This window comes from Roseobacter sp. MED193, assembly GCF_000152965.1.
GTDB lineage: Bacteria > Pseudomonadota > Alphaproteobacteria > Rhodobacterales > Rhodobacteraceae > Pseudophaeobacter.
Map to the genome: position 1 here is coordinate 3,501,935 of NZ_CH902583.1, position 13,700 is coordinate 3,515,634.

A 13,700-nucleotide genomic window follows, 5' to 3' on the forward strand; every position below is an offset into this window, starting at 1 on the left:
GGACAGGCATCTATGCGCAGATTACGTTTTGCCAAATGCCAAAGCGAGCGGCTGTTGATGCTGGGCAAATGTGTACGGATGGCAGCCAGTGTGAAGCGGGATCTTGCTTGGCCGAGACCGGTACCTGTGCGCCCGTTGTAAATGCCTGGATTTGTGAGCCGGTGCTTGAAAAGGGTGAGCGGCTAGAAGTTTTGTGCCCTGACTAGAGGGCTGGATAACGCTTGAGGCGTTAAATAGGAAAATCAAATGTCGAAGATAGCAGCAATCATTGGTGGTGGTGTAATTGGCGGCGGCTGGGCTGCGCGGTTCTTGCTCAATGGCTGGGATGTGCGGGTGTTTGACCCGGACCCTGAGGCCGAGCGTAAAATCAGCGAAGTGCTCGGGAATGCGCGCCGGTCCTTGCCGGGGCTGGGCAATGTGGCGCTGCCGGATGAGGGCCGCCTGAGTTTTCACGCGGAACTAGCCGAAGCGGTGTCTGGCGCGGATTGGATTCAGGAGAGCGTGCCAGAGCGGCTGGATCTGAAGCAGAAAGTCTATGCAGAGCTGGAAAAACACTGTGACGCGGATGCGGTGATCGGCTCCTCTACCTCCGGCTTTAAACCGTCCGAGTTGCAAAAGGGTCGGGGGAATGCAGGCCAGATCGTGGTGGCGCATCCCTTTAACCCGGTCTACCTGCTGCCTCTGGCTGAAGTGGTCACAACCGAGGCCAACTCGAAGTTGGTGGTCGAGCGGAGCAAGGAGGTTATTTCCTCCATTGGGATGTATCCGTTGCATTTGAAGAAAGAGATCGACGCCCATGTGGCCGATCGCTTTTTGGAGGCCGTCTGGCGCGAGGCACTTTGGCTGGTCAAGGATGGCATTGCCACCACCGAAGAGATCGACAACGCCATTCGCTATGGCTTTGGCATTCGCTGGGCGCAGATGGGGCTGTTTGACACCTACCGCGTCGCGGGCGGCGAAGCCGGCATGAAGCATTTCATGGCGCAGTTTGGCCCTTGCTTGACCTCTCCCTGGACCAAGCTGATGGATGTGCCAGAGTTCACTGACGAGCTGGTGGATCTGATTGCTGGCCAGTCAGACGCTCAGTCGGGCCACATGTCGATCCGTGAGATGGAGCGTATTCGCGACGATAATCTGGTGGGTATGATGCGGGCGCTTGGGGCCAATGACTGGGGTACAGGGGCGCTGCAGAACGCCCATGACAAGAGCCTGGAAGGCGAAGCGGGACTGGTCAATTCCATTGCGGATTTGACTGACCTGAGCCAGCCGGTGCTGACCCAGAGCCGCGTGGTGCCGTTGGACTGGACGGATTATAACGGACATATGACCGAAAGCCGCTACCTGGACGCCTTTGCCCAATCCACCGACCGGTTGATGGCGATCATTGGCTGCGACGCGGAGTACATCGCCAATGGTGGCAGTTACTTCACCGCAGAAACCCATATCCGCCATATTGATGAGGTGCACGCGGGGCATCCTATCCAGATCAGAACCCGAGTGATCATGGGGGCGGGCAAGAAGATGCATCTCTGGCATGAGATGTATGAGGGCGATCGTCTGCTGGCCACCGGGGAGCATATGCTCTTGCATGTGGATTTGAAAACCCGCCGCTCCGCGCCGCCTGCCGCGCATATCGAGGCCAATTTGGTGAAATTGGCGCAGGCTCATGCCGCGCTTGAAACACCTGAAGGTCTGGGCCGGGCCATTGGGGCGCCAAGGTGAGTGCGGCAGCCAAGAGGGTCCTGATAACGGCGGGTGGCTCCGGCATTGGCCGTGCCATGGCAGAAGGGTTTGCCGCCGCAGGGTTCAAGGTCTGGATTACCGACCTTGATCCCGACACAGTGGCCAATCTACCCCCCGGCTGGCGTGGGACGGTTGCAAATGCCGCCGATGAGGTCTCGGTCCAGGCGCTGTTTGATGAGATCGCTGAACAGTGGGGCGGCCTAGAGGTGCTCTGTGCCAATGCAGGCATTGCTGGTCCAACGGCCTTGGTTGAGGATGTGGCTTTGCAGGACTGGCGTGCCTGCGTCAGCGTCAATCTGGAGGGGGCGTTTTTGGCAGCCAAATACGCCACCCCGATAATGAAGGCAGCCAAGGCTGGATCCATCATCGTGACCTCTTCTACCGCGGGGCAATATGGCTATCCAAACCGGGCGCCCTATGCGGCGGCCAAATGGGCCATGGTGGGGTTGACCAAAACCCTGGCGATGGAGCTAGGGCCTTACGGTATTCGCGCCAATGTGATCTGTCCCGGTGCCGTCGAGGGGCCGCGCATGGAGGGGGTTCTGGAACGCGAAGCGGCGGCCAAGGGCATGACGCGGGATCAGGTCTATGATGGCTATGCAGCAGGCACGTCAATGCGCAGCTTTGTCGAGGCAAGTGATATTGCCAATATGGCGGTCTTCTTAGGCTCGGATGGGGCCCGGCTGGTCTCGGGACAGGTGATTGCTGTGGATGGTCATACAGAGAATCCCGACCCCAAGGTTTAGGAGGACCGCACCCTGCTCAGGCTCAAACCCCTGCCAGGGCTTGAGCCTGAGCGGCGCGCTGACGCGCGCCTGACGAAAGGTGCGGGGCCATCGCAGACCGCAACCGCGTCTCGGGGCGTAAAGGGGACTAGCTGTTGATTGCGGCCTTCAGAGCGCGAAAGCGCCCGGCCACCTGTCGCGCGGTAATGTCGGCTTCGCGCACAAGCTGGTCAAAATGCCCAGTGAAGGTCTCGATACGTTCGCGATCCCGAAACGCGATATAGTGGCTGCCTCCATAGAGGACACAGAGCAGGGGGCCAAAAATAGTCAGGGGTGAGGAGAATAGCCGTTTTGCATCAAATAGATAGATGCGCAAACGGGGGTAGAGCTGGGTGGTAAGGCGCTCGAATTGGTCTAGCTGCTCCAGCCGTATCTCCAGCGGCAGGCCAGAGTAGTACCCGGTCGCATGGGCAAAGCTTTCCAACTCGTAGATCGGCAGAGTGATCTCATAATCAGACTGTGACTGGCGCATCCAGGACAGACGATCCTCGGAGGCGCCAATCGCCTGATCCGCAGTGCGCCCCAAATGTGGCGCATATTCCCATTCCAGCAGGGCGCGGGTCTTCAGCATATCCGGCAGGGCAGCGGGTACATGGCGAATTTTGTAACCTGCGGCCTCGCGGTGCCAGTCAAAGATCCGCTGATCTACCAGCGCGCGCGGGGCCTTGCTCAGGGAGAGGCTGGCAGCCATTAGCTCTGCCGCGCTTTCGGGCCGATCCGACAGCGACAAGAGCCAATCGGCGGAAACCCCGAGTACAGAGGCACAGGCGCCAACCACATGGGCGTTGGGTAGGCGGGCACCGTCGTCATTGAGCAATTGCGATATAGTTGAGCGATCAACCCCGGTGCCTCGCGCTAGGGCGCTTTGACTGAGGCCACTGTCATTGAGGGCGCGAATGAGGCGCGTACGGAACTGTTCGGCACGAAGGCGTTTGTCTATTTTTTGCGGCATATGGTGATAAATAACAGCAATGATGAGAAAAGTTAACCATATTCAGAATTTTCCACAGCACCAGATCCCCCTACTGATTGTCTAACGGCATCAATAGGAGCACAGCCCATATGGAAACTCGCAAGCGATCCCTCGTTAAGGCCTTGGTCTGGAACGCAATTGGCTTTGCCTCCATGGTGCTGGTTGGATTTCTGGCGACCGGGTCGGCCAAGCTCGGAGGCACCATGGCTCTGATCAATACCGCCTTGGGCTTTGGCTGTTATGTGATCTACGAGCGGGTTTGGAGCCGGATCTCCTGGGGGCTCCGCAGTGAGTTTCGTGGCGAGGGCCAGATCGCGGAACGGCTTGCAGGGCAGGCCAATGTCTGATCCGCAACAGGATTTCGACTGCTGGCGATCGATGCCGTGCGGCGTCGAATGGGGGACTTTGGCGCTGATGCTAGGCTGCTATGGTCTTTGGGGCGGGGTACTGCTTTATTTGCCGGGTGTGAGCCTTATCCTGACGGTGCTGTGCCTCGGCTGTCTGGCGGGGCTGCATTCCTCGCTCACCCATGAGGCGCTGCATGGGCACCCGTTTCGCAGCCGGTTGCTGAACGAGGCGCTGATGTTCCTACCACTTACCCTGTTTGTGCCCTATGGCCGGTTTCGCGACACCCATTTGGCCCATCACCGTGATGAGAGGCTGACAGACCCTTATGATGATCCAGAGACAAATTTTCAGGATCCCAATGTCTGGGCTGAGATGCCGGGCTGGCGGCGGTTTCTCCTACAGGTCAATAACACGCTGCTTGGGCGGGTTGTGTTGGGGCCATTGCTTGGGCAGATCTGTTTCATGGGGGCAGACTGGCGTCTGGCGCGTGGGGGAGATTGGGCTGTAGTGCGGGATTGGATCCTGCACGGGCTGGGCTGTGGGCTGGTGGTCTGGATCACCCTGGCGACGCCAACACCAATTTGGGCGCTCTGTCTTGGTGCCTATATCGGGTTGGCCTTGGTGAAGATCCGTACCTTCCTGGAACATCGCGCCCATGAGGACTGCCATAGCCGAACCGTGGTGATCGAAGACCCTGGACCGCTGGCTTGGCTGTTTTTGAACAATAACCTGCATATCGTGCACCATTTGCATCCAGGTGTGCCCTGGTATGCCCTACCAAGGCTGTATCGGGAAAACCGTGATCGGTATCTGGAGGTCAATCAGGGCTATTTTTATCGGAGCTACAAGGAGGTCTTTGTTCGCTACCTGTTGCGCCGCAAAGATCCCGTGCCGCATCCGCTCTGGTCTTCCAGAGAGTAGCTCTGCATAAAGGCGCCTATGTTGACTTGGATTCCCGTCTCGATAGCCGCCGCCACGTTTCAAACCCTGCGCTTTATGCTGCAAAAGGTCCTGAGCAAGGTCACCCTGTCCCCCGGTGGGGCCACTTTTGCCCGCTTCGCCTATTCAGCGCCCTTTATCCTCAGCGGCTTGGCAATCTACCTCTTTGTAAGTGGGCAAAGCCTGCCCTATATGGGGCCGCAGTTCTGGGCCTTTGCCCTGATCGGCAGTGTGTCGCAAATTTTGGCGACGATCTGTGTGGTTGCCCTGTTTAAGCAGCGCAATTTTGCTGTGGGTATTACCTTCAAAAAGACCGAAGTGATCCAGACCGCCCTTGTTGGGCTGGTTGTCTTGGGGGATGATATTAGCCTTTGGGGATGGGTGGCCATCCTGTTGGGCCTTTGTGCGGTTCTGGTCCTGTCCAAACCACCGGAAGCCACTGGCGCATGGTGGAAGCATCTGATGAACCGGGCTTCGAAATTGGGGCTTGGCGCAGGGGTGCTCTTTGCTTTTTCCGCTGTCAGCTACCGTGGGGCCTCGCTGCAACTTGGGGATCTCGCGCCAGTGTTTCGAGCCGCCGTGACCCTGGCCTCGGTGGTCACCCTGCAGACCTTGTTGATGGTCATCTGGCTGGCCTGGCGTGAGAAGGGCGAGATCACCCGCGTGTGGCAGGCGCGACGAGTTGCCATCTGGGTGGGGCTGACCAGCCTGGGCGGCTCCTTTTGCTGGTTCTGGGCCTTTACCCTGCAAAACGCCGCCTATGTCAAAGCGCTAGGGCAGGTGGAGCTATTACTCTCCATCCTGGCGTCCTTGCTCTTTTTCAAAGAAAAGATCAGCCTTCGTGAAGTGGCTGGCATGGGCCTGTTGGTGTTGTCCATCCTAGCGCTGGGGCTGGCGCTTTAACCCAGCCTCGCAGGCTTTGTGGGCTTGCGCCGGGCTCAGTCGATCTCGGGCATCGGGCGACCTTTGAGACGCAGGAACAGGCTCTCTTCGTCGTTGTTGCAGAAATAGGGCACGCTGGTTGGCGGGGTTCGGTCTTTCAGGCGGCCTGTGACCTCTGCCAGAACCACCTCGGTAATAAAGGGCAGATCAAAGCTGCGCACCTCGCTTAAGGGAATCCATTGCAGATGTGACAGTTCATCCGAGGCCTGGGAGAAGTCATCCAGATCGCCGGCAATCTCATCGGCATCAATCAGGAAGAACCGTGCATCAAAGCGCCGGGGGCGGCCCGGAGGTGTCAGGGCGCGAAAGACAAACTGCAGCGCCCGGGCAGAGGGCAGATGTCCGGTGGCGGCAAAGCCCTGCCAATCGGCGGCGATCTCTTGTTGCCATTCGCCAGGATGGCCCAGGATCAGCCCGGTTTCTTCCCAAAGCTCACGAATGGCGGCAATAGCCAGGGTGTGATCCAGCCCTTCGCTGGCCTGTTCAGCGAGACGGGCACGGCAGATCTCAGGCAGGGGTTGTGCCAGGGGCACAGTGGCATCCGCCAGATCAACGGCGCCGCCGGGGAAGACAAATTTATTGGGCATAAAGGCGGCTTTGGCCCCGCGTTGTCCCATCAGGACTTTGGGGCTGTGGCTCATCCGGTCCCGCAAAGCGATGATCGTCGCCGCATTGCGGATCGCGCTGCGGTCCTCGGATGTTACGCCTTGAATTGCTGTATCGCTCATAGACCGGCCTCTCCCGTGTGTTGCTTTTGGGGATGTCAGCTCTTGCTGTCAAAGCCATGCATCCGGCGCGCCCATTGGTAGGCGACCACAACCCCTTTTAGTCTCGGCAAAAGATAGAGAGAAGAGACAATGCAGCCAATCGAGAAAACAGAAAACGTTACGAGAGGTTCCGGGCGCCAGGTGAAATAAACCACATGCAGGAGCGGAGCCATGATGTGGCCGACCAGAAGGATCGTCAAATAGGCAGGCCCGTCATCCGCACGGGCCTTTGTGAGGTCGAGATTGCAGTTGGAACATCTGCTATTGATCTTAAGATAGGAGTGCAAAAGATCACCTTTGCCGCAATTGGGGCATTTGCGGCACCAACCTTTGGCAAGGGCTGGCCAGGTGGCGCGCTCATTTCTGCTCTCATCTGTAACAGTATCTGCGAGCAAATGCGCATTGGAAGCCGGGGACTCGGTCATTGGATATCCTGTGATTTTGCTGCAATCATCCTCCCTCTGTGACGTAAAGAAAAGCCAAAGGAAATCTCTGCGGCTGGATGCCGCAATTCAGAGAGCGCAAATTCTGTGGGAAAACTTTTTGAAACTCTTGCGACGGAAAGACGGCCTGCCTTCGTTTAGCCTTTGTATCCGGCAGCAAAGGGCTGCTTTAGGACCGCTTAGGAGAGCAGATATGAAACAGACCAAAATTTTCGCAGTGATCCTTGCAACAGCTGGCGCATTGGCGGCAACCACAGCGATGGCGAAACCTGGCTGTGGCGGCATGGGCGCAAAGATGTCGTTTGAAGAGCTGGACGCCGATGGCAACGGGGAAGTTACCAAAGCCGAGATGGAAGCCCACAAAGCGGCACGGTTCAGCGCCTCTGATGGCAATGGCGACGGCAAGCTCTCCGCAGAAGAACTTGTGGCGCAGGCGCAGAAACATGCGGCCAAACGGGTTGAGAAAATGATCAGCCACCTCGATAGTGATGGCGACGGCATGTTGAGTGCGGAAGAAATGGCCAATCGTGGTGGACGCCACGGGGATATGTTCAAGCGCATCGACCAAGATGGAAATGGTTCGATCTCGAAAGAAGAGTTCGAACAGGCGAGAGAGCATCGCGGTGGCAAACGCCGTAGCGGCCACGGCGGTCCTAGCGGGGACTGTGGAGGTCGTGGTGGGAAAATGGAGCAGAACTGATTAAGCGCCTGTGTTGCACTCTAAACCGATATTGCCAGAGCAGCCCCTCTCCCCGGGGCTGCCAGCGCGGGGCGCGCCCGCGGTGAGGATGGCGGCCGTTGGATCGGAAGTAGCACCCGCCAGCGATGATGCGCTGTTGGTGCTATATGCCAATGGTGATCCTGAGGCCGCGGCTGAATTGATGCAGCGCCTCGCACCGCGCGCTCTTGGCGTGGCGATAAGGGTTCTTGGCAACAGGGCTGAGGCCGAGGATATCACCCAAGAGGCGATGATGCGCCTGTGGCGAATGGCGCCGGATTGGCAGCCGGGGCAGGCTAAGGTCTCCACCTGGCTGTACCGCGTTGTGATGAACCTTTGTATTGATCTCAAACGGCGCCAGCGGGGGGGGCATGTGGATCTGGATGCCATTCCAGATCCTGAAGATCCGGCCTGCTCTGCCGCGGATCAGTTGCAGATGTGGCGCGGCACGACGCCTTGCAGCAGCTTTGATGCAGTTGCCAGAACGCCAAAGGCAGGCGGTGGTGTTGCGCCACATCGAGACTGACCAACCCAGAATTTCTGGGATTATGGAGATTAGCGTAGAGGCGGTAGAAAGCCTGACAGCACGGGGCAAACGGGCCTTGGCCAAGGCGCTGGCCAATCGCAGAGAGGAACTGGGGTATAGCGATGTCTGATACAGATAAGTCTTTGAACAAAATGGATCATTTGGAGGATCTATTTGCTGCCGCGCGCAGTGCCCCCACCGAATTGCCAGGGCCCTTGCAGGCCTCTTTGTTGGCTGATGCGCAGCGGGTCCAACAGGAAAGAACCAGTGCCAGAGACACGGCCTCTGAGACGAGCCAGCTATTGTCCAGCCCGCAGGAACTGTCCCGGCAGATTTGGCGGCAGTTTGTCTCTGCGGTTGGCGGCTGGCCCGCCTTGGGTGGCTTGGTTGCGGCCAGTCTTTCGGGGCTTTGGATCGGTCTGGCTCCGCCCTCCTTTCTGCCCGACCCGGTTGACAGTTTTGCCTCTTATTCCAGCGGGTCTCAGGTAGTATCCGATCTAGACTATGACGTGAGCTTTTTGCTCAGCGATGAGGTGTTCGAATGAAGAATGAACAAAACAGGACCCAAGGATCAGGCATGCGTCCTTGGTTAAAGGTCGTTCTGGCCCTGTCGTTGGCGTTGAACCTGATTGTGGTTGGTATTGGGGCCGGAGCGGCCTGGCGGTTTCACGGTTCAGGCCACAAGATGGAAGGCCCGCCAATGCTGAGCCGTTTCATCTTTAAAGATATGGGAGGCAGGGAAGTCCATCGCCTGGTGCTAAAACAGGCCGGTGAAACTGGAAATGTGCGTAACCGGCGGCGTGCCGAAATGGAACAAACCATCGCCTTGATACGCGCTGAAACCTTGGACGTGACGGCTGTCAGAGCGATTGTTGAGGCTCATATCGTTGAGAACAATGACCTGATGCGCACCGTCGCAGAGGCCTGGCAGCAGCGCCTGGAAGGCCTGTCTCTGAGAGAACGCAGCAAGCTTGCGGACCGGATGCAACACCGTCTCGATCATCCTCCCAAAAGGCACTAGGGTCTGAAAGATCCCGCAAATTTTGCTGCACCAGAGCTGGTTTGCAAAACGCGCAGCTTTTAGCCCAAGCAAAAGAGAGCTGTCGTCGGCTCCTCCTGCATTTCGCGATGTGGCGGTTCCTTTGCGCGATGTGGCCTTGGACCTGCATGTGGGATGCCTGCGTCGGTCTTGTCCGCTTTTTTCCCTGTGTGCCCTCAGGGCCTGCTGGACCTGTCGTCTCTGTGCGGCTGGGGTCGCGCCGATAATGGCCCAAGGCTTTTGTCGGTTTGGTTGATTTGAAGACTGTTGTGACGGAACGTCCTTTCCCACGCAGACTGCAACTAACGCATGTTGTGTTTTGACCCCTTTCAACATTTGCAGGGCCGGACCCTAATCGGCCAGAGACTAAAGAGGACGGCCGTGAAAACCATCAATGCAGAGAACCCCGCTATTGTATCTGAAATCCGCGTGGCTGTGGGGGATGAGGTGGCTTCGGGCTCTGTTTTGCTTGTGACGGAACTGATGAAAATGCAGCATGAGATCCGCGCGGATGAAAGTGGCCTGGTCAAGGTCGTGCATGTCTCCCCAGGGGATGAACTGCGCGGCGGCGAACCCCTGGTCAGTCTCGAGGCAGCTGAGGTTTCTATCCCGCCGCAGCAAGAGGATCAGGATCAACGGCTGGAGTTCGCCGCGTTTGAGGCGCGCATGCGCTTGCTGGAGGATAGCAGCAGACCTGAAGCGGTGGCCAAGCGGCATCAGAATGGGGGGCGTACCGCGCGCGAGAACATCGACGACTTGTTCGACCCCGGATCCTTTAGTGAATATGGTGCCCTCGCAATTGCAGCCCAACGCAGCAAGCGCCCTCTGGAGGCGCTTCACGCACGGACACAGGGTGACGGTATCATCTGCGGGACAGGCACCGTTCGGGGGCGGCCAGTGGCAGCAATGGCCGTGGACTATATGGTTCTTGCGGGCACTCAAGGCTACAATCACCACCGCAAGATGGACCGATTGATTGAACGGGCTGGGCGGGACAATTTGCCGATCGTGCTTTTTGCAGAAGGCGGCGGTGGGCGGCCGAATGACTATGATGTGGCTCAGCTGATGGTCGCAGGGCTGAATGTGCCGTCCTTTCGCCATTTTGCGGCCTACAAAGGTCCAAAGATCGGCATCGCCTCTGGCCTATGTTTCGCCGGGAATGCGGCGCTGTTTGGCCTCTGCAACGTGAGAATTGCCACGCAGAACAGCTGGATTGGCATGGGGGGACCCGCGATGATCGAGGGCGGAGGCCTGGGTGTTGTTAAACCCCAGGAGATCGGGCCATCCGAGGTCCAAAAGACAAATGGTGTCATCGATCTATTACGCGAAGACGAGGCTGATGCGGTTGCTGCTGCCAAGGTTCTCTTGGGACTGTCCCTTCCAGGCGAAATACCGCACATGGGCGGAGCAAAAGAGAACCTGCGCGGGGTCGTTCCTTCGGATCGTTCACGTGCTTATGATATGCGCCAGGCCGTTGATTTGCTGGCTGATCCAGACAGCTTCTTGGAGTTGCGCCGGGACTTTGGCCAGGGAATGATCACCGGTTTTGTCCGTATCAAAGGGCAGGCACTGGGGATCCTGGCAAATAATCCAATGCATCTTGGGGGGGCGATTGACGCACCTGCTGGGGACAAGGGGGCCCGGTTTCTGCAACTTTGTGATGCTTGGCAGCTGCCTGTCGTGACCCTGTGCGACACTCCCGGCTTTATGGTCGGGCCTGAGATAGAAGAGACCGGGCAGGTGGCTCATATTTCGCGCCTCTTTCTGGCTGGTGCCCATTTCAGTCAGCCCCTGGTAACCGTGATCCTACGCAAGGCCTATGGGCTGGGTGCGATGGCGATGGCGGGAGGCGGATTTGACCGGCCGCATTATTGCTGCGCCTGGCCAACGGGCGAGGTCGGGGCAATGGGGCTGGAAGGGGCGGTGAAACTGGGCCACCGCGACCATCTGGCGGCGATTTCGGATCCAGCAGAGCGGGAGGCCGAATACCAGCGTTTGGTTGGCGATCTCTACCAGAACGGCTCTGCTTTGAATGCCGCAAGCCTGCTTGAGTTTGATGCGGTCATTGACCCGACTGACACCAGGGATGAAATCTCACGGGTATTGGCCACCGCAGGCCCTGGCAGTCCCGGCACGCGCTATGTTGATGCCTGGTAGGGGCATGCCCAGCGGGAGGCAGCATCGCCCTGGACCGTTGGTTTTCCGGCGGCCTTGCTGAGCGCTTTCAGTCCCCGGTTGTTTACAATTCCTCCGGTATCCGTCATCTGGCCATAGCAACGCGTTCGTGCGCAATCAGGCTAAGTGTGACATCCGACCCAATGACCCAACCCCAAGACATTGAATATCATCTCAGTGGAAACGTCGCTGCAAAACCTGAGTGCATCTTCCAAGTGCACTATGGATCTTCTGATTTTGTCGACCTCAATTCGTCGCCTGCCAAAATGGGTATAGCGATGCAATCCAAAGCCAGTGCTGACATTTGCCCGGTGGACCTGGTTGAGAACTGGTACGGTGACAGCCATAAATTCCGCGCCACCGGGTCGATCCTTGATGGGCAGCTGCACTACATTGATCTAGGGGATCATATCCTGTGTTTCGGGGAGCTTGGGCGGCTTGATGAGGTGGAGGCCTCTAGCTTTCATGCCTATTCAGCGATCCTGGAGACCCTGCAGCAAAAGGGGTTTCACACGCTGGTGCGGTCTTGGAACTTCCTCCCACAAATCAATCACTGCCCTGACGGAGAGATTGAGATTTATCAGCAGTTTTGCAAAGGGCGTGCATTGGCCTTTGGAGCCTATGGAATTGATGAATTTCAATTGCCAGCAGCCACGGGGATCGGCAGCTATTCCAGCGCCATTACTGGCTATCTGATCGCCTCAAAGCGCCCGGACTATCTGCACATTGAAAACCCTCTGCAAAGCCCAGCCTATAAATACCCACCAAAGTTTGGGCCCAAATCGCCGAGCTTTGCCCGCGGAACTCTGCGCCGTGCCCCCACCCTGGTTGGCGGGGCTGGCACGCGTTTTTTCCTATCAGGAACGGCGAGCATTCGCGGGGCTGATACCATTTGGCCTGGTGATATTGGTCGGCAAATCACGACGACGATGGAAAATATCCGCTTTTTGATCAGCGATGAGAACCCACAAATGGCGCAGCAGGGCCAGGCCATGGATCTGGCGAGTTTTGATCACTTCAAGGTCTATTTTCGCCATGTCGAGGATTATGAGTGTATTCGAAAAATCCTGACCCAAGACTGGCAGATCGCAGCAGAAAAGCTTCATTTTATGAATGTAGATATTTGCCGCTCAGACCTTCTCGTTGAACTTGAGGGCTGTATCAATGGGTCGGATCCCGCCTGAGCACTCAGGAGCAGCCGCCATCGATGCTGATCTGCTGGCCAGAAATGAATCCGGCCCTGTCGCTGGCCAAAAAGCCAACTAGGGCGGCAACTTCCTCTGCCGTGCCTGCACGGCGCGCGGGGGTCATTTTGACCAGGTCTTGATAGTTTTCGAGACCCGTCGTCTCTGCGGTGTCGATCAGGCCGGGCGCCACCACATTGGCGGTGATCCCGCGAGAGCCGTATTCTTGGGTCAAGGATTTAACCAAAGGTAGGAAGCCACCCTTGGCTGCGGCGTAGTTGGTCTGGCCGCGATTGCCGCGGACGGCTGTCAGGGAGGATAGCGCGATGATGCGCCCCCAACGGCTGCGTAGCATTGGCATAATAAGGGGCCGCACCGCAGTATAAAAGTTCGTCAGGTTGAGATCGATGACAGTCTTCCAGTCATCAAACTCCATCGCTGCAAAGGGTTTGTCGATTTGACCACCAACGCAGTAAACGACCACTTGGATAGCCCCTGAGGTCGCGAGATCCTCAAGCCGGTTCGCCGCTTCGGGGGTGGCGATGTCCAGTTGCAGCGCTTCTGCACTGCCCCCATTTGCTGTGATGCTGTCCACGCAGGTTTGGGCTTGCCCCAAATTCCTGTTGGCATGAACAAAGACATGCAGGCCCATTGAGGCGAGTTCTGTGCTTATGGCCTGCCCAATTGGGCTGGACCCGCCTACCACTAAGGCCCGCTTCATTCTGCTTCTCCCTGCATCTTGAGGGTCGCGCGACCCTCGACATAAGTCATTTTCTCTGAGCCTATGGAAAAATCGTAAAGCGCGCCATTGCCATCAAAATGCAACTGCCGAGCCGAAACTTGCAGCCTGCCTGAACACTCAGTGATCACAGAGATGGCGAGTGTAATATTCTGCAAGCCAATCAGCAGGCCGGTGTGATTGCCCTTTAGATCACCAATTGAGGCATGGGCAGCCGCAGCCTGGGCGCCGAGTTCAACCAGATTGGCGGCGTATAGGATTCCGTTCAGCCGCAGAGGGTAATCGGCATCCCCATGGGCCACGCCCTCACAGCGGATCTGGTCTTTCTCAACCGAAATAATCCGGTCAATCAATCGCATCGCGCCCTTGTGGGGCATGC

Annotated in this window: 14 protein-coding genes and 2 pseudogenes; 11 read left to right on the forward strand and 5 right to left on the reverse strand. The window is 57.7% G+C overall.

The features are described from left to right. Positions 1-246: 246 nt before the first annotated feature. Together MED193_RS19165 and MED193_RS19170 are read left to right on the forward strand one after the other, a co-directional pair. Complete coding sequence (locus MED193_RS19165; protein WP_009811432.1) at positions 247-1,722, forward strand: carnitine 3-dehydrogenase; 1,476 nt, start codon at positions 247-249, stop codon at positions 1,720-1,722. Further along, complete coding sequence (locus MED193_RS19170) at positions 1,719-2,489, forward strand: SDR family NAD(P)-dependent oxidoreductase (protein WP_009811433.1); 771 nt, start codon at positions 1,719-1,721, stop codon at positions 2,487-2,489. The genes MED193_RS19165 and MED193_RS19170 overlap by 4 nt, the downstream gene beginning before the upstream one ends. Positions 2,490-2,616: 127 nt before the next feature. On the opposite strand, the gene MED193_RS19175 is transcribed toward MED193_RS19170, so the two are convergent. Next, positions 2,617-3,480 carry a helix-turn-helix domain-containing protein gene (locus MED193_RS19175; protein WP_009811434.1) on the reverse strand — a complete coding sequence of 288 codons (864 nt, stop codon included), beginning with the start codon at positions 3,478-3,480 and terminating at the stop codon, positions 2,617-2,619. Positions 3,481-3,590: 110 nt separating this feature from the next. On the opposite strand from MED193_RS19175, the pseudogene MED193_RS19180 reads away from it, so the two are divergent. The 3 genes and pseudogenes from MED193_RS19180 to MED193_RS19190 all read left to right on the forward strand — a co-directional run. Next, a pseudogene (locus MED193_RS19180) lies at positions 3,591-3,782 on the forward strand (DUF2061 domain-containing protein); the annotation flags it as partial. A gap of 58 nt (positions 3,783-3,840) precedes the next feature. Beyond that, complete coding sequence (locus tag MED193_RS19185) at positions 3,841-4,770, forward strand: fatty acid desaturase (protein ID WP_009811436.1); 930 nt, start codon at positions 3,841-3,843, stop codon at positions 4,768-4,770. An 18-nt stretch (positions 4,771-4,788) separates the two neighbouring features. Next, positions 4,789-5,691, forward strand: a complete 903-nt coding sequence (locus MED193_RS19190) for a DMT family transporter (RefSeq protein WP_009811437.1) — start codon at positions 4,789-4,791, stop codon at positions 5,689-5,691. Positions 5,692-5,726: 35 nt separating this feature from the next. On the opposite strand, the gene MED193_RS19195 is transcribed toward MED193_RS19190, so the two are convergent. Both MED193_RS19195 and MED193_RS19200 read right to left on the reverse strand, forming a co-directional pair. Beyond that, entirely contained in the window at positions 5,727-6,458 is a 732-nt protein-coding gene (locus tag MED193_RS19195) for an NUDIX hydrolase (RefSeq protein WP_009811438.1), read from the reverse strand. Positions 6,459-6,493: 35 nt separating this feature from the next. Then, entirely contained in the window at positions 6,494-6,922 is a 429-nt protein-coding gene (locus tag MED193_RS19200; protein WP_009811439.1) for a DUF983 domain-containing protein, read from the reverse strand. Between the two features lie 211 nt (positions 6,923-7,133). Here MED193_RS19200 and MED193_RS19205 point away from each other — a divergent pair, with 211 nt between their 5' ends. The 6 genes and pseudogenes from MED193_RS19205 (at position 7,134) to MED193_RS22390 (ending at position 12,582) form a co-directional block, all read left to right on the forward strand. Next, positions 7,134-7,640, forward strand: coding sequence for an EF-hand domain-containing protein (locus MED193_RS19205; protein WP_009811440.1), 507 nt, complete (start codon positions 7,134-7,136; stop codon positions 7,638-7,640). Between the two features lie 88 nt (positions 7,641-7,728). Continuing rightward, positions 7,729-8,314, forward strand: a pseudogene (locus MED193_RS19210) (RNA polymerase sigma factor). Continuing rightward, a complete protein-coding gene (locus MED193_RS19215; protein WP_009811443.1) occupies positions 8,307-8,729 on the forward strand; it encodes a hypothetical protein in 423 nt (140 codons plus the stop codon). Before MED193_RS19210 ends, MED193_RS19215 begins: the two are co-directional and overlap by 8 nt. A 32-nt stretch (positions 8,730-8,761) precedes the next feature. Then, complete coding sequence (locus MED193_RS19220; protein ID WP_009811444.1) at positions 8,762-9,205, forward strand: periplasmic heavy metal sensor; 444 nt, start codon at positions 8,762-8,764, stop codon at positions 9,203-9,205. 399 nt (positions 9,206-9,604) lie between these two features. Further along, positions 9,605-11,380 (forward strand): carboxyl transferase domain-containing protein, encoded by a 1,776-nt coding sequence (locus tag MED193_RS19225; RefSeq protein ID WP_009811445.1) that lies wholly within the window; start codon positions 9,605-9,607, stop codon positions 11,378-11,380. A gap of 161 nt (positions 11,381-11,541) precedes the next feature. Next, positions 11,542-12,582 carry a hypothetical protein gene (locus MED193_RS22390; RefSeq protein WP_009811446.1) on the forward strand — a complete coding sequence of 347 codons (1,041 nt, stop codon included), beginning with the start codon at positions 11,542-11,544 and terminating at the stop codon, positions 12,580-12,582. A 4-nt stretch (positions 12,583-12,586) separates the two neighbouring features. Here the strand turns inward: MED193_RS22390 and fabG are convergent, their stop codons facing one another. After that, positions 12,587-13,303, reverse strand: a complete 717-nt coding sequence (gene fabG, locus MED193_RS19235; RefSeq protein ID WP_039966418.1) for a 3-oxoacyl-ACP reductase FabG — start codon at positions 13,301-13,303, stop codon at positions 12,587-12,589. Then, positions 13,300-13,698, reverse strand: a complete 399-nt coding sequence (locus MED193_RS22395) for a hypothetical protein (protein WP_157041422.1) — start codon at positions 13,696-13,698, stop codon at positions 13,300-13,302. The genes fabG and MED193_RS22395 overlap by 4 nt, the downstream gene beginning before the upstream one ends. Between the last annotated feature and the right edge of the window lie 2 nt (positions 13,699-13,700).

Excerpts from the sequence above, each read along its gene's own strand:
- MED193_RS19165 (WP_009811432.1), top strand. The coding sequence starts at position 247 with ATGTCGAAGATAGCAGCAATCATTGGTGGTGGTGTAATTGGCGGCGGC.
- MED193_RS19175 (WP_009811434.1), bottom strand. The coding sequence starts at position 3,480 with ATGCCGCAAAAAATAGACAAACGCCTTCGTGCCGAACAGTTCCGTACG.
- MED193_RS19185 (WP_009811436.1), top strand. The coding sequence starts at position 3,841 with ATGTCTGATCCGCAACAGGATTTCGACTGCTGGCGATCGATGCCGTGC.
- MED193_RS19190 (WP_009811437.1), top strand. The coding sequence starts at position 4,789 with ATGTTGACTTGGATTCCCGTCTCGATAGCCGCCGCCACGTTTCAAACC.
- MED193_RS19195 (WP_009811438.1), bottom strand. The coding sequence starts at position 6,458 with ATGAGCGATACAGCAATTCAAGGCGTAACATCCGAGGACCGCAGCGCG.
- MED193_RS19200 (WP_009811439.1), bottom strand. The coding sequence starts at position 6,922 with ATGACCGAGTCCCCGGCTTCCAATGCGCATTTGCTCGCAGATACTGTT.
- MED193_RS19205 (WP_009811440.1), top strand. The coding sequence starts at position 7,134 with ATGAAACAGACCAAAATTTTCGCAGTGATCCTTGCAACAGCTGGCGCA.
- MED193_RS19215 (WP_009811443.1), top strand. The coding sequence starts at position 8,307 with ATGTCTGATACAGATAAGTCTTTGAACAAAATGGATCATTTGGAGGAT.
- MED193_RS19220 (WP_009811444.1), top strand. The coding sequence starts at position 8,762 with ATGCGTCCTTGGTTAAAGGTCGTTCTGGCCCTGTCGTTGGCGTTGAAC.
- MED193_RS22390 (WP_009811446.1), top strand. The coding sequence starts at position 11,542 with ATGACCCAACCCCAAGACATTGAATATCATCTCAGTGGAAACGTCGCT.
- fabG (WP_039966418.1), bottom strand. The coding sequence starts at position 13,303 with ATGAAGCGGGCCTTAGTGGTAGGCGGGTCCAGCCCAATTGGGCAGGCC.
- MED193_RS22395 (WP_157041422.1), bottom strand. The coding sequence starts at position 13,698 with ATGCCCCACAAGGGCGCGATGCGATTGATTGACCGGATTATTTCGGTT.